Here is a 19,640-nt window from a genome sequence, read left to right on the forward strand (position 1 = left end):
CGCCAGGCCGCTCGGGCCTCACTCGGAATCGGTGACCAGCGGGAGGCGCAGTTCGACGGTGGCGCCGGGGCCGTCTGTGTCAACGACGGCGGCAGTGCCGTCGTGAGTGCGCGCCACGTAGTCGACGATCGACAATCCGAGACCGGAACCGGGTTGCGAGCGAGCCTCGGGAGCGCGGTAGAAACGCTCAAAGACCACCTCCCGGATGGCGGGGTCGATACCCGGGCCGCGATCACGTACGCGGACCGCGCCGCCGGCGACGCTGACCTCGATCGGCTCGTGCGGCCGAGACCACTTGACGGCGTTGTCGACGAGGTTGCTGATCGCCCGCTCCACGAGGACGATGTTCGCCACCACGTCACATGACTCGAAGTCAGTCTCGAAGTCGACACCGGTACGTCGCCGGTGCCGTTCCACCACCGAAGCTGCGATCTCGGCGAGGTCGGCCTGTACCGGCTCACCCTGTGCTCGCCGGTCAGTGGCAAGCTCGACCAGTTCAGCCACCAGCTCGGTGAGCTGATCCAACTCGAACTGCACGTCGTCGAGCATCCGACGTCGCTCGTCAGCATCGAGCACTGCAGCGGCCCCTTCGGAGTCCTCTGCGGCTTCGGCACGCGTCAGCAGCTCGATGTTGGTCCGAATGCTGGTGAGCGGCGTGCGCAGTTCGTGACCAGCGTCGGTCACCAGCCGGTGCTGCTGAGCACGGGACATGGCGAGTGCTTCGAGCATTGAGTTGAAGCTGCGCGCCAGCTCGCCCAGTTCGTCGTCGCGATCAAGCTCGATGGGGTGGTTGAAATCCTGGGTCTTGGCCACTGTGCGGGCCGCGTCGGTCAGCCGGCGTACAGGTCGAATGGCGCGGCCCGCCACAAAGAAGCCGAGCAATCCGGCGGCCGCGACGCCTGCGAGCGCCACGATTGCCAGCGCCTGGCGAACTCCGTGCGCGTAGTGATCGAACTCGCGCAACGGCCGAGCCACCATGAGTGCTCCGCGTGGTCCGAGCGAGACCGTCAGCACCCTCAATCTCACTCTGTCGGTCCGGACGTCGGCTGAGTGCTGCTTGGCCTTGCCCGACGCGACGGCGACGTCCTCTGCGGATACCGGAAGCACGTCGTCGGAGATGTACCGCACGGTGCCCCTCGGGCCGATCACCTGAACGAGCACGTCGTAGGGGACGTACTTGCCGAACGCTCGAACCCGGACACGCTCGGTGAAGCCGTGTTCGGGGGTCACCAGTACATGCGCCCGTTCCGCAAGCTGTTCGTCGATCGCAGATCGAGCCTCATTGCGCGCGATCCACAGCACGACGCCCGAGACCGCCAGCACTGCGACCGCGACTGACGCAGCCACCAGCAGCCCCAGGCGCGTGCGGAAGCTCACGGCTTCCTCAGGACGTAGCCCACGCCACGCACAGTCTGAATCGGACTCGGTCCATTGGACTCCGTCACCCTTGGAGTTAGCTTTCGCCGCAGGTAGCCGACGTAAACCTCAAGGGAATTCGAGGCCAGCGACGCGTCGTAGCCCCACACCGTGTCGTAGATCTCGTCCCGACCCAGCACGCGGCCGGGATTGCGCAGGAACAGCTCCAGCAGCCGATGCTCGGTATGGGTCAGCGACACCGGTTCGCCGACGCTGGTCACCTCATAGCTGGCAGTGTCCATCACGATGTCGCCGAACAACAGCCGCTCGGTGTCGACGTCGACATCGCTCGCAGTGGCGCGGCGCAGCAGTGCCCGCAGGCGAGCCAGCAGTTCGGCGAGTGCGAACGGCTTCGGCAGGTAGTCGTCGGCCCCGGCGTCGAGACCCTCCACCCGGTCCGCAGTCGAGGTACGGGCCGTCAGCAGCAGGATCGGCAGCCGGTTGCCCTGCGAACGCAGGCGACGGCAAAGCTCGAATCCGCCCAGATTCGGCATGGTGGCGTCGAGCACCATCGCATCGGCCTGCGTGGCCAGCTGCTCGCCTTCGACACCGTCTCGCCCCTCGAGCACCGAGTAGCCCTCAAGCCGCAAGGCCCGACGCAGTGCCGCGCGGATCCGCTGATCGTCGTCCACAACCGCCACGACGGCGGTCCGAGCACACGCACCCGCTTTCACAGTTTCATTGTGGAATGCAAACGATGAGAACTCGGTGAGAATCTGACAGTCTCAGCTGGCGGCTGAGCTTCTGCACCGCAGATGCGGAATCGTGAGCACCGAGCAGGCCTCGCGCTCGACGTCGTAGCTCAAGGCCCGCACAGCGTCAGCAATGTCCCACCAGGCGACCTCGTCCACCTCGCCGGGATCGCCGGTCAGCCGCTTGGGCATCTTCGCCGGCGTCATTGTGTAGAACAGCACCACCTTCGGCACCTGATCGCCAATCAGATAGCTGACCGGATATGGCGCCGAGGTGATCGCGCAGCGCACCCCCGTTTCCTCACGGACTTCACGCAGCGCCGCCTCGGCCCACGTCTCGCCGCGCTTGAGGTGGCCCTTGGGCAGCGACCAATCGTCGTAGCGAGGGCGGTGCACCACCAGTACCGAGCCTTCATGGCAGACGACGCCGCCGGCAGCGCGGTCGAGCGGCGCCTTGGCGTAGCGGCCACGTTCGGTGAGCGGCGCGCGCTTGTTCGCACTCTTGGCCATGGCACATTCCTCCTGTGGCGTGTCTAGCGTGTCGGCGCAACCCGATCGACGCACTATTTCAGGCGATAGATGGGGTGACGGGGGATCGACATGGACATGGGAATCTGTATCGCATCGCACATCAGCGATCTGGACTACGTGACGCGCGCGGAAGAACTCGGCTATACCCACGCATGGTTCGCCGACAGTCACATGCTGTGGTCGGACTGCTACGCCACGCTGGCCCTCGCAGCCGAGCGGACCAGCACCATTCAGCTCGGCACAGGCGTGTCGGTCTCGGGCACTCGGCCCGCACCGGTGACGGCGGCTTCTATCGCCACCATCAATGCGCTCGCTCCGGGTCGGACGTTCCTGGGCATCGGCACGGGCAACACAGCGATGCGAATCATGGGGCACAAGCCGCAGCGCATCGCCGAATTCGACCGCTATCTCGCAGCGCTGCGGCCGCTCCTGCGCGGCGAGGAGGCCATCCATCACTTCGGCGGCACCGCAGAGCCGATCCGCCACATCATGCCCGATGCCGGATTCGTCAACTTCGACGACCCGATCCCGCTGTACATCTCGGGCTTCGGTCCGCGCTCGCTGGGGCTTGCGGGCCAGTACGGCGACGGCGCGGTGCTGTCGGTGCCACCGGACGGCTCAGCCACCGCACGTGTGTGGGAGTTCATCGAGGCCGGCGCCGCCGAGGCGGGCCGCATCATCGACCGCAGCGAGTACCTGATGTGCTCGCTCACGACCATCGTCGTGCTGGACGACGGCGAGACGCTGGCCAGCCAACGCGAGCGCGTACATCACGAGGCCGGCGCATTTGCGATGGCATCGGTGCACTACTCCTATGACCAGTACCGCCAGTACGGGCGCGCCCCCGGAGCACGGCTGGAATCCATCTGGGACGAGTACTGCGCCATGCTCGACGACACCGATCCCGAGCGCATCCACCAGCGCATCCACGCCGGGCACAACTGCTGGGTGCTGCCCGAGGAGGGGCGCTTTCTCAGCGATCAGCTCATCGATGCCACCTGCATCGTCGGCACTGCTGACCAAGTTGTCGAACGGCTCGTCGACCTCGGCGAGCGCGGCTTGGACCAGATCATGATCCTGCCGAATTTCGACCCGCGTTATGACGTACTCGAGCGCGTCGGGCGTGAGGTCCTGCCGCGGATGCCCCAGAGCTGACGCGCCGACTGCTCGACGAGCAGGGCGGTCGGTCTGTCACCGTCCGCGGCCGTTCGAAGTTGCACAGTTTCAGCACGCCGGGCGGCTCGGTAGCCTTCCGTGCTGCCCGTCGGGCTGCCCGCCGACCCCCCGAGGGCCGGACCGTTCGCCCACTTCTGTCCAATCCGGAGCTGCTGGATATGAGCAACATCTGCCAGGTCACCGGTCGTCGGCCGCACTCGGGTTTCACCGTGTCGCACTCGCATCACCGCACGAAGCGCTGGTTCAAGCCGAACATCCAGCGGAAGCGATTCTGGGTGCCCAACGAGCACCGCTGGGTGACGCTTACCGTCAGCGCCAAGGGCATCAAGACCATCAACAAGCGCGGCATCGAGTCCGTTGTGGCCGATCTGCGGCGCCGCGGGGAGAAAGTCTGATGCCCAAGAGCGATAAGCGACCGATCGTCAAGCTGAAGTCCACAGAGGGCACCGGCTACACGTACACAACGCGCAAGAACAAGACGAACACGCGCGACCGACTCGAACTGCGCAAGTACGACCCGGTCCTGCGGCGCCACGTCATGTTCAAAGAAGAGCGCTGAGCCCAACGCCTCTTCGGCTCTCGGCGGGCTCCGCTCGACGGCTGGCCGTCGCAGCACAAGGGCTGGCCGCCCCTCTCCCCGCAGGTCGGATCGACGCGCGGCATCTGCGCCGCGCCATGGACTGGCTGGGGCTCTTGCAGATCGATGCAGTGAACGTCGTGGCGCGCTCGCATCTGCTCGTGCTGCGAGCGCGCCTCGGCGGCAGCGGTGACACCGCACTGGGGTTGCTGGAACAGGCGGCATACCCACGACAGCCTGAGCGGCGCGAGCTGACGGAGTACTGGGGCCACGAGGCCTCGTTCGTGCAGGTCCGCGACTGGCCGCTGTACCGCTGGCGCATGCGGCGGGGCGCCGAAGGCGAGATGTGGAGCGGGTACGCCCGCTTCGGGCGCGACGAACGAGCTCGAATCAACGAAGCGACAGCATGGCTCGCCAACAACGGGCCCGCATCATCATCCGAACTCGATGCGGCGCTGGGCTGGGGTCCGGGAGTGCGCGGGCCGTGGGGCACGCGCAGCAACGGGAAGATGGCGCTGGCGTGGCTGTTCTGGGTCGGTCACGTCGGCGTGGCCGCGCGGGTTGGCTTCACACGCCGCTACGACCTGATCGAACGAGTTCTGCCCGACGACGTACTGGCAACCGAGGTTGACGAGCCGGATGCACACCGGGCGTTGCTGCGTCAAGCTGCCCGATGTCTGGGTGTGGCAACGGCACACGATCTGATCGACTACCACCGACTGCCCAAGCGCATTGCGCGGGCGCGTCTGCGTGAGCTGACTGATGACGGGGCCTTGTGCGAAGCAACGGTCGAGGGCTGGGACGTTCCCGCGTACGTTCCCGCAGACGTTCGGCTCGCTCGCAAGCGTTCCCGTTCGGTGTTGCTCAGCCCGTTCGATCCCCTGGTGTGGCATCGCCCGCGGACCGAGCGTCTGTTCGGCTTTCACTATCGCATCGAGATCTACACGCCCAAGGCCAAGCGTCGCTTCGGTTACTTCGTCCTGCCGTTCCTGCATGACGACCAACTCGTCGCTCGTCTGGATTTGCGTCTCGACCGTGCGGCGGGCAGGCTCGAAGTGCCCGCCGCGTGGTCCGAACCTGAGACTTGGCCGCAGTCCGGGACCGCTGCCGAGGCAGAGGCGCTCGAAGCCTTGGCGACAGAGCTGCGTTCGCTGGCTGCGTGGTGCGGTGCTGCCGACGTCAATGTCGTGGGCCACGGCGACCTCGCTGACCGCCTGCGCACAGCGCAAGCGACCCGCCCGTAGCTTGTGAGGCGAAAGGGTTGAGATTGGGAAACTTCATAGAGAAGTGACGTGTATGAGCACCAAATCACATCCCATAGAGAAGAACTCTGAGATGCCCCCCATTCGCCGACGAGTTCTGGCTACGTCTATGTGGCGTCCAACCCGGCAATGCTCTTCTCATCGAAGCTGGGACTTGGGTGATGTGAGGGTCCACCGTTGAGGGAGGGGCCTCGCCGATTCTTGTGACTCGTTGAACAGTCCAAGACTCGGGAGGCCCCTGGTGGTTGAAGTTGGTTCTGTGGTGTTGGGGGGCGCGGATCGCGTGGAGATCACGGGGGTTCGCGTCGAGGGCGGCGAGATCGTGGTGTGGGTGCACACGCCCGACGGGCCGCGCGGTGGGCTGTGGGCCGTCTCGCGGCGGTGGAGGGCACCGTTGCGTCGGCGGCGCGTCGGCTGGGGGTCGCGTGGGCCGCGGTGTGGTCCTGGGTCGGTGACGCTGCCCAGCAGGTCGCCGACGACCCGAAACGGGTGGGTCCGGCGGCGCGGCCGGGGCTCGACGAGACCGTGACGGGCTCGGCTGGGCGGCTGCGCCGCCGCCGCTATGTGTCCGCCGCTGTCGATGCCGCGACCGGGCAGGTGCTCGACGTCTTCGACGGCCGCGATGCCGCTGACGTGGGCAGACGGCTCGCGTCCCAGCCCCCGCAATGGCTCGCAGGCATCGAGGTCGTGTGCTGTGACCCCCACGAGGGCTACCGCAGCCGCATCACACGCGCACGCCGCGACACGCACCTGAGCGACAGCGTGAAGATCGCAGCCGACGCGTTCGGGATCGTGCGCCTCGCGAACCAGGCGCTCGACGGCGCCCGCCGACGCGTCCACAACGAGACCACCGGGCACCGAGGCCGCAAACGCGACCCGCTCTACCATGCTCGCAAGCTGCTGCTCACCGGCGCCGAACGGCTCGACGCCGCCGGGTGGGACAAGATGCTCGCAGCGCTCGACGCAGCCGACCCCGCAGACGAGATCCGCGAGTGCTGGGTCGCCAAAGAACACGTCCGCGACATCTTCCGCGCCGACGATCCCCTCGACGCGCAACAGCATCTCGACGAAGCGATCGCCTGGTGCGAGCACCCCAGCGCCCCGCCCGAGCTCGCCACCCTGGCCCGCACGCTGCGCCGCTGGCACACCGAGATCGCAACCGCCGTGCGAACCCGCACCAGCAACGCCCGCACCGAAGCAGCCAACGCACGAATCAACCACGTCAAACGCTCAGCACGAGGCTTCCGCAACCTCCGCAACTACCGGCTGCGCATCCTGCACGCCGCCGGCCCCAAGGCACGCCAACCCCAACCCGTCACCCCAATCAGAACCCGACGTCCCAGCTTGGTTGCGTAGAGCCCCATATTGGTGACCGACCGGAAGTGGATCGGCAGCGCCAAGAGCGCGTCACAGACCTGCTTCACGAGCGCAGCGCGTGGGCTGTCCGGCTCGTGTATGGGCTCTAGCGGTGGCGCGGGGCCGTGGTGCATGGGGCAGTTCTATCGGCGATCGCGCCAGCTGTCACGGCCACGAGGTCGCAACCTGAGTCTCGTCTGCGAAAGCGAGTCGCTCGGCAGCCATGACCGCAAATCGGTCCACGATCTCGGCGGCATACGCACGCCGCCCAGCAGATATTGCGGCGACGGAAGCACTACAAAGCCCGCCGAACGGCTCCCAGACGACATCTCCGGGCGATGTCGCTGCTGTCACGACACGGCGCATGAATTCGAGCGGCTTCTGGTTCAGGTGGACCGCTGCGTTGGGTCCTGGCCGGTGAACTCGGGGCGCAGAGCGAACGCCGTTGCCTTTGAGGCGTTCGTTGCCATGTAGCGGTGGCGCCACCCACACGTTTGTCAGCCCGTGAGCATGCGTCCACGCATGTCGCAGGCGCGACCACTCCGACGAGGTCACGGGCGTGTTCCCGTCAAGGCAGTAGTAGGGCACCCCTTGCGGATCACCGTGACGGTTGGCATAGCTCACCAACCGCTTCATCATCTCCGGCGGAGGGAAGTACCAGAGCCAGTCTTGGGTCAAGTACTTGCGCGTCGCTGCATTCGCCACGCCACAAGCCTCGTTAGCCCGGCACAGAGGCAAGCCAGCGCGCTGCCATTCGTATCGCAGCCAACGCTTGGCAGGCATGACGCCGCGCGGTGTTTCGAATTCAAGTCTTCGACGGTAGAACACGCAAACTTCGGTGGCCACTGGGAACCGTCGGATGGTGTCGCCGTTCACATTGCCGGCGATGTGGTTGATGCCCTTGTCCCAGGTGATCGTCTGGACATATTCCCAGCCACCAGAAACCAGCAACGGGTGTACGTTCGCCCAACCAATCTCGGTGTTCCAAAACCACAGCGTTGTCGCCGGCAGCGCGTACTTCGACCAGTGTTCAATATGTGGCGCGTACCACGCTGCCAGATCTTCAGGGGTGCGCGGATCCCCGGGGAATCCGCCAACGCCGTAAGCGCCATCCGAGACAATCATGGACGGACTCGGCCATTCAACGTAGACGTCGAGCGCGTCGCCCCGATGCAGCGACCACGCCGCGCCAAACTCGTCTGGCATGGCAGCCTCACATCCTCCAAGTGGCCGTGCAGCCACAATAGCGACGCGCCAATGCCTCCATCGTGCTCATCCGCAGCAGTCAGTTTCACACTTGCAGGCCGGCGATTGCACTGCGCTCAACGGCCGCGTGCCGGCGTAAACGGACGGGCGCAGATTCGGCAGCGAGGTCGCTATCGTTGCGCATCTTGTTTCGCCTGAGACTTCGGTCACGGGCAGCATGAATGGTCCCGTGGTGAAGTCTGGAGTTCACGCTGGCCTGTCAAGCCAGAGGTCGCGGGTTCAAATCCCGTCGGGACCGCGGTCGGGTAGCTCAGTTGGCAGAGCGCGCGCCTGAAAAGCGTGAGGTCACCGGATCGACGCCGGTCCCGACCACGAGCTAGTGCGGGCGTGAAGCTTCGCCACGCCCGCGACAACAGAAACGCGAACGGCTCCGCCGCGCCCACGAGCTCTAGCTGGCGGTGCGGGTGACGCCGTCGCTGATTGCAGCCGTCGCCACCGCGTTCGCAACAGCCGGAACGACTGAGCGGTCGAATGCGGTGGGGATGACGAGATCGGGGCTGAGGTCGTCACTGGACACCGCTGCGGCAATGGCCTCGGCTGCCGCGATCTTCATGTTCTCGGTGATGTCGGTGGCGCCGGCGTCGAATGCACCGCGGAAGATCCCTGGGAATGCGAGCACGTTGTTGATCTGGTTCGGGTAGTCGCTGCGACCTGTCGCCATGACGCCGGCAATGTCGGAGATGGCGTCGGGCAGGATCTCGGGATCCGGATTGGCCATCGCGAACACGATCGGACGCTCGGCCATCGTCTCGACATCAGTGCGCGTGATGAGGCCAGGGCCGCTCAGGCCCAGAAACACATCAGCACCAACCATCGCTTCAGATACCGAGCCCGCCACGCGATCGACGTTGGTGTTGGCCGCGAGCCACGCCTTGGAGTGATTCAACTCAGCGCGTCCGGGGTGAATGGTGCCCTTGCGGTCGCAGGCGATTACGTCGCCGATACCCGCACCTAGCAAGATCTTGGCTGTCGCGACGCCGGCGGCTCCAGCACCCAGGATGACGCAGCGCAGATTCGCCATCTCCTTGCCGACGATGCGCGCCGAGTTTCGGAGCGCAGCCAGCGCCACCACAGCGGTGCCGTGCTGGTCGTCGTGAAACACGGGTATGTCCAGCGCAGCACGCAGTGCCTCTTCGACCTCGAATGCCCCCGGCGCAGCGATGTCTTCGAGGTTGATGCCGCCGAAGGTGGGTGCCAGGCGGATGACGGTCTCGACGATCTCGTCGGCAGTGTTCACGTCCAGGCAGATCGGGAACGCGTCAACCCCTGCAAACTCCTTGAACAGCAGCGCTTTGCCCTCCATGACCGGCATTGCAGCAGCGGGGCCGATGTCGCCGAGGCCAAGCACGGCGGAGCCATCGCTCACGATCGCCACCGTGTTGCGCTTGATCGTCAGGTCGTGCACGCGCTCGGGCGACTCGGCGATGGCACGGCACACACGAGCGACACCCGGTGTGTAGGCCATCGACAGATCGTCGGCGTTGCGCAGCGGGATGCGGCTGACCGTCTCGAGCTTGCCGCCGTCATGAAGATCGAAGGTGCGGTCCCGCGCAGAGATAACCGTGACGCCTTCGAGGCCATTGACCGCAGCGCAGATCTGGGCGATGTGGGCTTCGCTGGAAGCGTCCACAACGATGTGCTGGGTCAGCGTTCCGTGCGTGATCGTAAAGCCGTCGAGGCTCTGGATGTTGCCCCCGACGTCGCCGATGGCCATGCACAGCCGGCCGAGCGTGCCCGGTACGTGAGCCAGCTCGACTTCGAGCGTGGCGGAGAAGGCGGCGGTGGGTCGGGAACCAGCGGTTTGCGACATCGATGCTCCAGGCGCGACAAGGGCGCTGGCAGGTTATTGGGCGGCGTCGGGAACCGTCAGCCGAGCTGCGCCGCTTCCCGGCAGGGTTTCGCCGATCACCCACGCCTCGTGGTCCGCGCGGTGGACGAGGTCCAACGCGTCGTCGACGTGGTCCGGCGGGATTGCCACCACCATCCCGATGCCCAGGTTGAAGACCTGTTCCATCTCGGCTGGCTCGACCGGACCCGCGGCGGCGATGCATTCGAAGATCGTCGGCACGGGCCAAGAGCCCCGGCGCACGATTGCGTCGGTCTCGGGTCCCAGCATGCGAGCGATGTTCGCCGCGAGACCGCCGCCCGTGATGTGGGCGGCACCGCGTGCACCGCAGCGCTCGAAGAGCGCTAGCACCGTGGGGGCATAGATGATCGAAGGTCGCAGCAACTCCTCACCCAGCGAGCATTGGGCGCCGGGCCATGCTGGTGCGCAGAGCAGTGCGTCGCCAGGGCGTGCGTCGCGGCCGAGCAGGACGCGGCGGGCGAGGCTGTAGCCGTTGCAGCGCAGGCCGCCCGAAGCCAGCCCGACGAGCACGGCAGGCTCGGGATCCAGCGGCCGCTTCAGCTGGTCCCGCTCGGCCACACCGACGACAAAGCCGGCAATGTCGTAGTCGCCGGGCGCGAGGGAATCAGGATGCTCTGCCAGTTCGCCGCCGACGAGCGAGCAACCGGCGGTGCGACAACCACCGGCCAAGCCGACGACGATCTGTTCGACGACATCAGGGTCGAGGCGGCCAGCGGTGATCTGGTCGTGAAACAACAGCGGAGTTGCGCCCAGCGGGACGATGTCGTCGACGCACATCGCGACCACGTCAATGCCGATCGTGTCCCAGCGACCGAGCGCTGCAGCGACAAGCGGCTTGGTGCCCGCCCCGTCGTTGGCGGTGACCAGGACTGGTTCGTTCAAGCCCGCTGGGAGCGCGGTGATCGCTGCGAAGGCTCCGATGTCGGTGAGCACCTCGGGTCCGAATGTGCTGCGCGCGTACGGGGCGAGTCGGCGGACGGCCTCGTCCCCCGCAGCGATGCTGACGCCTGCGGCTGCATACGTGAGTGGTGCCGGTGCGTCAGTCTGGTCGGGCATCACAGCGCGGCGGCGCCGGTGTGGACGCTGCCGGTGGCGATCATCGATCGGTCTGGCTCGTCGCTGTGATGGCCAAACACCTCGGCGCGCGCTTGGCCGCCGATCTCCACCGGATACTCCCCCGTCAGGCACGCATGGCAGAAGCCGCCCCCGGGCACGCCGGTGGCGTCGATGAGCTGAGACAGCGTCAAGTACGCCAGCGAGTCGACGCCAAGGAAGGACTCGATGGCAGCCAGATCGCGGTTCGCAGCCAACAGCTCATCGGACGTGCCGGTGTCCATGCCATAGAAGCAGGGCCATCGGTAGGGCGGCGAGGAAATGCGCATGTGTACCTCCGCGGCACCCGCTGCTCGCAGCATTTCCACAATCGACCGAGTGGTGGTGCCGCGCACAATCGAATCGTCCACCACAACCAGCCGCTGTCCGGTGATGCTGGGACGGATCGCATTCAGCTTCGTTCGCACTCCCAGTGATCGCACAAGCTGGTTCGGTGCGATGAACGTGCGGCCGATGTAGCGGTTCTTCACAAGACCATCGCCGTAGGCAATACCGCTGCGGCGCGCGTACCCCTGCGCGGCTGGGATGCCCGACTCGGGCACAGGCATCACCATGTCGGCAGCGACCGGAGCGTTGAGTGCGAGGTGGGCACCCATACGCTGCCGGGCGGCATGCACGTTCTGGCCGGCCAGCATGGTGTCAGGCCGCGAGAAATAGACGAACTCAAAGATGCACAGCCGCGGGTCCACTCCAGAGGCCTCGCTCGCAGCACCGTCTTTTGCGAATGGGAAGGTCGAGCGGCAGCCGGCTGCATCGATGAGCACCATCTCGCCAGGTCGCACCTCGCGCTCGAAGGTCGCGCCCACGGTGTCCAGTGCTGGGCTCTCCGACGCGAGCACCCAGCCGCCTCCACCGTCGTCATCGCTGAGGCGGCCGAGGCACAACGGCCAGATGCCGTGGGGGTCGCGAATGCCGATCAGCCGGTCACGGTCCGCGATGACGAAGGTGAAGCCGCCGCGCAGACGCTGCACCACGTCGACCAGTGCGTTGGTCACCGCTTCACGTGGGTGGGCTCGCGACACCCGCGGCTCGGCGGCGATGCGCTGAGCGATCAGTTCTGCGACGAGGTCGCTGTCGCTGGTCATGACACCGTCCAGCATCCCGGCATCGGACGCCAGCTCAGCGGTGTTCGTGAGGTTTCCGTTGTGGCCGAGTGCAAACTCGGTGCCTTCGACGCCGCGGTAGAAGGGCTGCGAAGCTCGCCACGAACTCGAACCCGTCGTGGAGTAGCGAGTGTGACCGATGGCGAGGTGGCCTTCGAGTCCGGCCAGCACCCGGTCATCGAACGCGCGGGCGACCAAGCCCATGTCCTTGACCACCGTGATGTGAGTGCCGTCGGATACCGCAATCCCCGCCGATTCCTGGCCGCGGTGTTGCAGGGCGTACAGGCCCAAGTAGCTCAGGTACGCGGCCGGTCCGCCGGGTGTGTACACGCCGAAGACGCCACAGGCCTCGCGTGGCTTTGTGGGCTCGACCCCGTCGGAACTCATTGCCTCGCTCATGACGTGACCCCGCCCAAGGCGCTCGACATCGCGCCACTCCAGCGCTCGATCACCTCGTTCACGTCAAGGTCCACATCCCACGACGCCTTGGTGTCGCGTCCGATCCGCAGACGCTCACCTCCGAACTGTCCCAAGCTTCGCCAGCCCACGCCAGCGTCGCGTGCTTGCACCCTTGTGCGATCTGTGAGTGCAGGATCGACCCCTGCAAGCACTCGCCCAGTCGGTTCCGCGAAGAGGGCCCTCACGGCAGGCGCCGTCGGTCCCAGCGGAGGCACGCGCGCCTGCATTCCAAGCCGGTTGCGGCAGCACATTTCCGCGAGCGCAACGGCGATGCCTCCGTCGGACACGTCATGTATCGCCGCGAACATGCCGTTGCGCACGCCGCGAGCCACGAAGCGAGCTGTCGCTGCTGCAGCATCAAGATCGAGCGAAGGCAGCGCTCCGTCGCGGCAGCCCGAACGTTCCCATGCCCATTGACTGCCCCCGAGTGGCACCGTTGAGAGTGCGCTGTCGCCCGCATCGCCGAGCAGGACGAGCTCGAAACCGGGCTGCGCATCGGCGTTGGCAGGCCGCTGGGCCAGGTCTGGGTGCAGGCCGATCATGCACACCACGGGCGTCGGAGCGATATCGCTGCCATTGGTTTCGTTGTAGAGGCTGACATTCCCGCCGACGACCGGCACTCCGAGTGCGATACAGGCATCAGACATGCCATCGATGGACTCCGACAGTTGCCACATGACCTCGGGATGGGTCGGGTTGCCGAAGTTGAGACAGTTCACGATGGCGAGCGGATCGGCTCCCACACACGCCAGGTTGAGCGCCGACTCCACCACAACCATGGCAGTGCCGCGACGGGGATCGGCATGACACCAGCGGTGGTTGCCGTCGGTCGTGATACCGAGTCCTCGACGGGTGAACTCCCCTGTGCGAGGATCTCGCAGTCTCAGCAAGGTCGCGTCCGCGCCGGGGCCCACAACGGTGTTCAGGAACAGCTGGTGGTCGTATTGCCGGTACACCCAGGTGGGGTCGGCCAGCATGGCCAGCAAGTCTGTCGCGCAGGCGGCGTCATCGCGGACGTCCAGCGCGGCGGGATCGAGCTCACGGCGAGCGTCGAAATCGGCAGGACGCTGCTGCGGCCGGTCGTAGGAAGGGGCTTCGTCGTGCAGCGTCGCTGCGGGTACCTCAGCGAGCACCGCTCCATCAGCGCTGTCCCGGATCCGCAAGAGGCCGTCATCGGTGACGCGACCGATCACCGTGGCCGCCACCTCCCAGCGTGCACAGATCGACATGACTTCGGCGACGCACGCCGGCGAGACGATCGCAAGCATTCGCTCCTGAGATTCCGAGGTCATGATCTCGAAGGGTTCCATCGGAGCCTGGCGCAACGGCACGGCAGCGACGTTCACATCCATGCCTGTGCCGCCGCGAGACGCTGTCTCGCTCGTGGCGCACGTCAAGCCCGCTCCGCCGAGGTCTTGAATTCCTCCCACCAGCCCAGCGTCGAGCATCTCCAGGCATGCCTCGATCAGCCGCTTCTCCTCGTACGGATCGCCGACTTGGACGCTGGGCCGCTTGGCCGCATCGTCGGCATCGTCGTCGAAGCCTGCAGACGCCAGCACGCTGACACCTCCGATGCCGTCGCGGCCAGTGAGAGCACCCATGAGCACGGCCAAGCTCCCCACCTCGGTGGCCCGTCCCAGCACGAGTCGATCCGCCGGCATCGTGCCGACCGCTGCGACATTGACGAGCGGATTGCCACGGTAGGTCTCACATGACACGAATTCTCCCGCAATCGTCGGGACGCCGACGCTGTTGCCGTAGCCTGAGATGCCGCTCACAATGCCCTGAGCGATCCAATTGCTTCGAGGATCGTCGAGTGGGCCGACACGCAACGGATCAGCGAGAGCTATCGGGCGGGCACCCATGGCAAAGATATCCCGCAAGATCCCGCCGACACCTGTCGCGGCCCCTTGATAAGGCTCAATCGCAGACGGGTGATTGTGGCTCTCAATTCTCACTGCCACGGCGATTCCATTGCCGACGTCGACAACACCGGCGTTCTCGCCAGGTCCGACGAGTACCCAGGGCGCTTGCGTTGGCAAGCGCGCGAGATGTCGGCGCGATGACTTATACGAACAGTGCTCAGACCACATGACGGCGTACATCGCGAGTTCGAGATGATTTGGCGCGCGCCGCAATAGTTCGCGGATCCGACCGTATTCCTCATCGGTGAGCCCCAACGCACGATGCACATCGTCTTCGACTGATCTCGACGCAGACACTTCAACCTTCAATCATTGGAACTGGTTGCGGATCTGCTATACAGACACCATGGCAGAACGAACAATGTCGGATGAACACAAAGCGGCTATTGCCGCTGGTCGCATCGAGGCCGCTGCGGTCCGCGACTATCTTGAGGCACTCGAGACGCACCGTCCGCGCCCGGGTCGCAAGCAGACCGCAGAGTCGCTGACGGCAAAGAGGGCCGCTGTTGATGCGCAGATCGCTGATGCGAAGCCCATCAAGCGCCTTCTGTTGATGCAGGAACGTCGCGATATCGAGGCCGCAATCGAAGCATTGCAGGTTGAACCCGATATGGCATCGGTCGAGACCGGATTTATCGAACATGCGTCGAGTTACGGACAACGCAAGCGAGTCCAGTACGCGACGTGGCGCGAATTCGGCGTAACGCCGGAGATGCTGGCTCGGGCCGGTATCACCCGGGGCCAGTAAGGCCTCAGCGGGCTGGGGTCGCTGCATCTGCGTCCTCGGCTGTCCGCCGCGATGCCACATCGTTCGCCGCACGCGATCTGAACTCTCCGGCGCGGCGGTCCTCGGTGTTCCGTCCTACAGCCGCGGTCAGCAACGCTCGCAGGAGCTTGTTGCCATCTGTAGAGCCTAAGAGTTCGGATGTCGCACGCTCGGGGTGTGGCATAAGACCGACGACATTGCGGGATTCGTTACAGATTCCTGCAATGTCATCAAGCGATCCGTTCGGATTGCCGACGTAGCGCATCACCACTTGGTCGTTGTCCTGCAACCGCGTGAGCGTTTCGCCGTCACAGAAATAGTTCCCTTGAAAGTGATTGATCGGAATACTGAGTTGCTCGGACGGCTGGAGGCCTGCACCAACAACGTGATCCACCGATGACATGGTGAGGCGTTGCGGTTGGCACACGAACGCGAGTCCCGCGTTTGGTCTCAATGCGCCCGCAAGCAGCCCCGCTTCGGTCAGCACTTGGAATCCATTACAGATTCCCACGACAGCTCCACCGTCGCGGGCGAATGACATCACAGAGTCCATCACCGGGGAAAACCGAGCGATTGCGCCTGTACGCAAGTAATCGCCATGGGCGAAGCCACCGGGTATCACCACGGCGTCACAGCCACGCAGCGATGACTCGTCATGCGGCAGCAATTCGGCACCCGCACCGATCCCCGCCAACGCGTCGACGGTGTCGAGATCGCAGTTGGTGCCGGGAAATCGGACGACGCCGATGACGGCACTCACGGTTGCCGACGTTGATTCGCTCGGGAACTATCTGGACCGCAGCTAGTTGTCGGCATCAAGACTTCCGTGCGGATTGTCGCGGAGCATCAGCTCGATTCGAGCATCTTCGATCACCGGATTGGCCAGCAACCGCTCGCACATCTGTTCGGTCGCGGCGCGGGCAGTTTCTGCGTCAGGCGCTGTGACCTCGAGCCGTATCGCCTTGCCGACTCGAACGCCGCTGACGCCGGCAAATCCCAACGCGTCAAGCGCCCGTTCAATCGTGAGCCCCGCAGGGTCAGCGATCTCCGCCCGAGGCGACACTTCAACAAGGACGTCCCACTGCTTCATCACGGCTGCATTTCGGCCGCTTGGGCCCAGCGCTCGCACCAGCCAACGTACGATTCGCCCGTCAACGCCTCGTACGCCTCGATGTAACGGCCACGGGTCGCAGCGATGACATCTTCGGTCAGTGGTGGCGGCGGTGGCTCCTTGTTCCAGCCTGTCGCTGCCGTGGCGTCGCGAACCGGCTGTTTGTCGAGCGAGGGCGGAGCGGCGCCCGGCCGCCACTGATCCTTGGGCCAAAAGCGCGAGGAATCCGGCGTGAGAATCTCGTCGGCGATGACGAGCGCCCCGTCGACGTAGCCCAGCTCGAACTTGGTGTCGGCGATGACGATGCCGCGTCCTGCTGCATGCGCTGCACCGGCGCTGTAGGCATCAACGCAGATCTGGCCTGCTGCATGCGCAGCCTCGCTGCCGACGAGGTTCGCTGCCTCGGCAAATGAGATGTTCACGTCGTGTCCCGTGGTGGCCTTGGTCGACGGCGTGAAGACCGGTTCGGGAAGCCGCTCAGATTCCAGAAGGCCCGCAGTCATCGGCTCGCCGTGCATGGTGCCGCCGGTGCGGTACTCCTTCCATGCCGATCCGGTGATGCATCCGCGCACGATGCACTCGATCGGCAGCATCTCGGCGCGACGCACCAGCAGCGCGCGCCCCGCCCAGTCCGCACCGTGTGCGGGGGCCCCGAAGTCCGCCGGGTCCGCCGACACAACGTGCGTCGGCGCAATCGGGCTGAGCCAGTCCGACCACCACAGCGTCATGGCGGTCAGGACCTGCCCTTTGTCGGGAATTGGTTCTCGAAACACCACATCGAACGCCGAGATGCGATCGCTCGCCACCATCAGCAGATGTTCGGCGTCCACCCGGTACATCTCGCGCACCTTGCCGCGATGGACGAGTTCGAGTTCGCTCACGTAGATCTCCTTGGGGTCACGGCGACGTGGACGGTGGTGGCCCCGACGACCTCACTGAGCGATAAGCCCACGATCAGATCGCCTCGCTCGCTTGGTAGTGCACCGCGCAGCGGTGGCGGTCGGCCACCTCAGTCGCTGCTGCAACGAAGTCGGCCACGTGCTCGACCGCTCGACCGCTGAACGAGGCCGGTTCTGCGAGTGCAGCCGCGACGGCGTCGGCATCGAGGCCCAGCTCTGGATCGGCCGCGATGCGCTCGGCCAGGTCGTTGCGCGCTGCGGTGCCGTCGCGCAGAGCCACAGCGGCAGAGGTGGCGTGGGCCTTGATGAGTTCATGTGCGCGCTCTCGGCCAACCCCAGCCGCGACCGCCGTGGCCAGCAGTCGGGTGGTCGCAAGGAACGGCAGGTACTCCGCCAGTTCGGCCGCGAGACGTGCGGGATAGGCACCGAATCCGGCGAGCACGTCAAATGTCGTCTCCAACGCGCCATCCAGCGCGAAGAACGCGTCAGGCAGGACGACCCGTCGTACGACCGAGCAGCTGACATCGCCTTCGTTCCACTGATCTCCTGCCAGCCCCGCGGCCATCGTCAGATGACCTCGCAGGATCGTCACGAGCCCGCTGATGCGCTCGCAGGAGCGGGTGTTCATCTTGTGCGGCATGGCCGACGAGCCCACCTGCCCCGGCGCGAAGCCTTCAGTCACGAGCTCGTGGCCTGCCATGAGGCGCACAGCGAGGGCCAGATTGCCCAGCGGCGCCGCGGCGCCCACCACGGCGGAAACGACCTCAAAGTCCAACGATCGGGGATACACCTGCCCGACCGAGCCCAGCACGCGATCGAAGCCCAGCTCGTCCGCGATACGGCGCTCCAGTCGCTCTACCGCGCCGGAGTCTCCACCGAGGAGCTCCAGCAGATCCTGCTGGGTGCCGACCGGACCGCGCAGACCACGCAGCGGATAGCGAGCGATCAATGCTTCCAGCCGCTCAAGAGCCGCGAGTGCCTCGGTGCCGATCGTCGCCCAGCGCTTGCCGAGCGTCGTGGCCTGCGCGGGCACGTTGTGCGTACGGCCGGTCATCACGACATCGCTGTCCGCATCGGCCCGGGCGCCAAGACGGATGATCAGCGCAGCGAGGCGGTTCATCACGAGCTCCATGGCGGCGCGCACCTGGCACTGCTCGACGTTTTCCGTGAGATCTCTCGACGTCATCGCGCGGTGGATTTGTTCGTAGCCAGCCAACGCGCAGAATTCCTCGATGCGCGCCTTCACGTCGTGACGCGTGATGCGCTCGCGTGCCGTGATGGACGCGAGATCAACCTGATCGATGACGGCCCGGTACGCCTCCACTGCTCCTTCGGGAACCTCGACACCGGCGTCGCGCTGGGCTTCGAGCACCGCGATCCACAGCCGGCGCTCCAGGATCACCTTGTGACGCGGTGACCACAGTTCAACCATCTCTGCGGACGCATACCGGGCCGCAAGCACGTTGGGGATCTTGTCGAGAGCGCGACCGGAGGTCGCCGATTCGAGTTGCTCAGCCATAGCCCGCCTCGCCCAGGGTTGTCACCGAGCACCCGCTGCACGGAACTCGGCGAGCTGGGTCCCAAGCCGCTCGTCTGCGACCGCAAAGATCTCCACTGCAAGCACCGCGGCGTTCGCCGCTCCATTCACCGCGACGGTCGCCACGGGAATCCCTCGAGGCATCTGCACCGTCGAGAGCAACGCGTCCAGGCCGTCCGCCAGACCACCGCTCAATGGCACGCCGATCACCGGAAGGGTTGTCTGGGCGGCGACCGCGCCTGCCAGATGCGCAGCCATGCCGGCACCGCAGATCACCGCTCCGACGCCCTCGGCGCGCGCTCCGGCTGCGAACGCCACTACCGCGTCGGGCGTGCGGTGGGCGCTCATGACCTGCGTGGTGTGCGGCACGCCGAAGCGATCGAGCATCTCAGCGGCGGACGCCATCTTGGAGGCGTCGTTCGGCGAGCCCATCAAGATGGCGACAGATCGCACGGTCGCCGCATTCGGCGGCGCGTCGGCAGCAGTCACCGTCCCCGGCGACGCGCCGTGCCCAGTCTCCATGTCATGCTCCCTGCTGGCCGCCGTCGCGCCGTGCCAAGCGACGATTTCTCGTCGGCCACAGT

General features: G+C 65.9%; 19 protein-coding genes and 2 tRNA genes. 8 read left to right on the forward strand and 13 right to left on the reverse strand.

What is annotated here, in order from left to right:
• Nucleotides 1-18: 18 nt before the first annotated feature.
• Genes ACQY5K_RS12700 through ACQY5K_RS12710 form a run of 3 tightly spaced genes read right to left on the reverse strand, consistent with a single transcriptional unit; the run spans nt 19 to nt 2,618 of the window.
• A complete protein-coding gene (locus ACQY5K_RS12700; RefSeq protein ID WP_428115796.1) occupies nt 19-1,377 on the reverse strand; it encodes a HAMP domain-containing sensor histidine kinase in 1,359 nt (452 codons plus the stop codon).
• Nucleotides 1,374-2,090 (reverse strand): response regulator transcription factor, encoded by a 717-nt coding sequence (locus tag ACQY5K_RS12705; protein WP_428115799.1) that lies wholly within the window; start codon nt 2,088-2,090, stop codon nt 1,374-1,376. Before ACQY5K_RS12705 ends, ACQY5K_RS12700 begins: the two co-directional genes overlap by 4 nt.
• 51 nt (nt 2,091-2,141) lie before the next feature.
• Nucleotides 2,142-2,618, reverse strand: coding sequence for an NUDIX hydrolase (locus ACQY5K_RS12710; protein ID WP_428115802.1), 477 nt, complete (start codon nt 2,616-2,618; stop codon nt 2,142-2,144).
• A 90-nt stretch (nt 2,619-2,708) separates the two neighbouring features.
• Here ACQY5K_RS12710 and ACQY5K_RS12715 point away from each other — a divergent pair, with 90 nt between their 5' ends.
• The 5 genes from ACQY5K_RS12715 (at nt 2,709) to ACQY5K_RS12735 (ending at nt 7,010) form a co-directional block, all read left to right on the forward strand.
• The gene (locus ACQY5K_RS12715) at nt 2,709-3,794 is read left to right on the forward strand and encodes an LLM class flavin-dependent oxidoreductase (RefSeq protein WP_428115805.1); all 1,086 of its coding nucleotides are present in this window, start codon (nt 2,709-2,711) and stop codon (nt 3,792-3,794) included.
• 179 nt (nt 3,795-3,973) lie between these two features.
• Nucleotides 3,974-4,210, forward strand: coding sequence for a 50S ribosomal protein L28 (gene rpmB / locus ACQY5K_RS12720; RefSeq protein ID WP_428115807.1), 237 nt, complete (start codon nt 3,974-3,976; stop codon nt 4,208-4,210).
• A complete protein-coding gene (rpmG, locus tag ACQY5K_RS12725) occupies nt 4,210-4,374 on the forward strand; it encodes a 50S ribosomal protein L33 (protein ID WP_419921523.1) in 165 nt (54 codons plus the stop codon). Before rpmB ends, rpmG begins: the two co-directional genes overlap by 1 nt.
• A 116-nt stretch (nt 4,375-4,490) precedes the next feature.
• Nucleotides 4,491-5,636 (forward strand): winged helix-turn-helix domain-containing protein, encoded by a 1,146-nt coding sequence (locus tag ACQY5K_RS12730; RefSeq protein ID WP_428115810.1) that lies wholly within the window; start codon nt 4,491-4,493, stop codon nt 5,634-5,636.
• Between the two features lie 345 nt (nt 5,637-5,981).
• Nucleotides 5,982-7,010 (forward strand): ISL3 family transposase, encoded by a 1,029-nt coding sequence (locus tag ACQY5K_RS12735; RefSeq protein WP_428115813.1) that lies wholly within the window; start codon nt 5,982-5,984, stop codon nt 7,008-7,010.
• A 165-nt stretch (nt 7,011-7,175) separates the two neighbouring features.
• Here the strand turns inward: ACQY5K_RS12735 and ACQY5K_RS12740 are convergent, their stop codons facing one another.
• A complete protein-coding gene (locus ACQY5K_RS12740; protein ID WP_428115815.1) occupies nt 7,176-8,216 on the reverse strand; it encodes a DNA methyltransferase in 1,041 nt (346 codons plus the stop codon).
• Nucleotides 8,217-8,439: 223 nt separating this feature from the next.
• On the opposite strand from ACQY5K_RS12740, the gene ACQY5K_RS12745 reads away from it, so the two are divergent.
• A tRNA-Asp gene (locus ACQY5K_RS12745) sits at nt 8,440-8,514 on the forward strand.
• A gap of 1 nt (nt 8,515) precedes the next feature.
• Nucleotides 8,516-8,588 (forward strand) — tRNA-Phe (locus ACQY5K_RS12750).
• Between the two features lie 76 nt (nt 8,589-8,664).
• Here the strand turns inward: ACQY5K_RS12750 and ACQY5K_RS12755 are convergent.
• The 4 genes from ACQY5K_RS12755 to purL are packed head-to-tail and all read right to left on the reverse strand — an operon-like array spanning nt 8,665 to nt 15,040.
• On the reverse strand, nt 8,665-10,086 hold the full coding sequence (locus ACQY5K_RS12755; RefSeq protein WP_428115818.1) for an NAD-dependent malic enzyme: 1,422 nt from the start codon (nt 10,084-10,086) through the stop codon (nt 8,665-8,667).
• A gap of 33 nt (nt 10,087-10,119) precedes the next feature.
• Entirely contained in the window at nt 10,120-11,199 is a 1,080-nt protein-coding gene (gene purM / locus ACQY5K_RS12760; protein WP_428115821.1) for a phosphoribosylformylglycinamidine cyclo-ligase, read from the reverse strand.
• Nucleotides 11,199-12,758 (reverse strand): amidophosphoribosyltransferase, encoded by a 1,560-nt coding sequence (gene purF, locus ACQY5K_RS12765; protein WP_428115823.1) that lies wholly within the window; start codon nt 12,756-12,758, stop codon nt 11,199-11,201. Before purF ends, purM begins: the two co-directional genes overlap by 1 nt.
• A complete protein-coding gene (gene purL, locus ACQY5K_RS12770; protein WP_428122676.1) occupies nt 12,755-15,040 on the reverse strand; it encodes a phosphoribosylformylglycinamidine synthase subunit PurL in 2,286 nt (761 codons plus the stop codon). The genes purF and purL overlap by 4 nt, the downstream gene beginning before the upstream one ends.
• A 49-nt stretch (nt 15,041-15,089) precedes the next feature.
• Here purL and ACQY5K_RS12775 point away from each other — a divergent pair, with 49 nt between their 5' ends.
• Nucleotides 15,090-15,491 carry a hypothetical protein gene (locus ACQY5K_RS12775; RefSeq protein WP_428115826.1) on the forward strand — a complete coding sequence of 134 codons (402 nt, stop codon included), beginning with the start codon at nt 15,090-15,092 and terminating at the stop codon, nt 15,489-15,491.
• Nucleotides 15,492-15,495: 4 nt separating this feature from the next.
• Here ACQY5K_RS12775 and purQ read toward each other — a convergent pair whose 3' ends face one another.
• The 5 genes from purQ to purE form a co-directional block, all read right to left on the reverse strand.
• Nucleotides 15,496-16,269, reverse strand: a complete 774-nt coding sequence (purQ, locus tag ACQY5K_RS12780) for a phosphoribosylformylglycinamidine synthase subunit PurQ (RefSeq protein ID WP_428115829.1) — start codon at nt 16,267-16,269, stop codon at nt 15,496-15,498.
• A gap of 42 nt (nt 16,270-16,311) precedes the next feature.
• Entirely contained in the window at nt 16,312-16,599 is a 288-nt protein-coding gene (purS, locus tag ACQY5K_RS12785; RefSeq protein WP_428115832.1) for a phosphoribosylformylglycinamidine synthase subunit PurS, read from the reverse strand.
• Nucleotides 16,599-17,501, reverse strand: coding sequence for a phosphoribosylaminoimidazolesuccinocarboxamide synthase (locus ACQY5K_RS12790; RefSeq protein ID WP_428115835.1), 903 nt, complete (start codon nt 17,499-17,501; stop codon nt 16,599-16,601). Before ACQY5K_RS12790 ends, purS begins: the two co-directional genes overlap by 1 nt.
• A 73-nt stretch (nt 17,502-17,574) precedes the next feature.
• Nucleotides 17,575-19,038, reverse strand: a complete 1,464-nt coding sequence (gene purB / locus ACQY5K_RS12795) for an adenylosuccinate lyase (protein WP_428115838.1) — start codon at nt 19,036-19,038, stop codon at nt 17,575-17,577.
• 21 nt (nt 19,039-19,059) lie between these two features.
• A complete protein-coding gene (gene purE / locus ACQY5K_RS12800; protein WP_419923476.1) occupies nt 19,060-19,488 on the reverse strand; it encodes a 5-(carboxyamino)imidazole ribonucleotide mutase in 429 nt (142 codons plus the stop codon).
• Nucleotides 19,489-19,640 lie beyond the last annotated feature (152 nt).

Source organism: Candidatus Poriferisodalis sp. (assembly GCF_965262965.1).
In the GTDB taxonomy this organism is placed as follows: Bacteria; Actinomycetota; Acidimicrobiia; order Acidimicrobiales; family Poriferisodalaceae; genus Poriferisodalis.

Excerpts from the sequence above, each read along its gene's own strand:
- ACQY5K_RS12710 (WP_428115802.1), bottom strand. The coding sequence starts at position 2,618 with ATGGCCAAGAGTGCGAACAAGCGCGCGCCGCTCACCGAACGTGGCCGC.
- ACQY5K_RS12715 (WP_428115805.1), top strand. The coding sequence starts at position 2,709 with ATGGACATGGGAATCTGTATCGCATCGCACATCAGCGATCTGGACTAC.
- rpmB (WP_428115807.1), top strand. The coding sequence starts at position 3,974 with ATGAGCAACATCTGCCAGGTCACCGGTCGTCGGCCGCACTCGGGTTTC.
- rpmG (WP_419921523.1), top strand. The coding sequence starts at position 4,210 with ATGCCCAAGAGCGATAAGCGACCGATCGTCAAGCTGAAGTCCACAGAG.
- ACQY5K_RS12730 (WP_428115810.1), top strand. The coding sequence starts at position 4,491 with ATGGACTGGCTGGGGCTCTTGCAGATCGATGCAGTGAACGTCGTGGCG.
- ACQY5K_RS12740 (WP_428115815.1), bottom strand. The coding sequence starts at position 8,216 with ATGCCAGACGAGTTTGGCGCGGCGTGGTCGCTGCATCGGGGCGACGCG.
- ACQY5K_RS12755 (WP_428115818.1), bottom strand. The coding sequence starts at position 10,086 with ATGTCGCAAACCGCTGGTTCCCGACCCACCGCCGCCTTCTCCGCCACG.
- purM (WP_428115821.1), bottom strand. The coding sequence starts at position 11,199 with ATGCCCGACCAGACTGACGCACCGGCACCACTCACGTATGCAGCCGCA.
- purF (WP_428115823.1), bottom strand. The coding sequence starts at position 12,758 with ATGAGCGAGGCAATGAGTTCCGACGGGGTCGAGCCCACAAAGCCACGC.
- ACQY5K_RS12775 (WP_428115826.1), top strand. The coding sequence starts at position 15,090 with ATGGCAGAACGAACAATGTCGGATGAACACAAAGCGGCTATTGCCGCT.
- purS (WP_428115832.1), bottom strand. The coding sequence starts at position 16,599 with ATGAAGCAGTGGGACGTCCTTGTTGAAGTGTCGCCTCGGGCGGAGATC.
- purB (WP_428115838.1), bottom strand. The coding sequence starts at position 19,038 with ATGGCTGAGCAACTCGAATCGGCGACCTCCGGTCGCGCTCTCGACAAG.
- purE (WP_419923476.1), bottom strand. The coding sequence starts at position 19,488 with ATGGGCTCGCCGAACGACGCCTCCAAGATGGCGTCCGCCGCTGAGATG.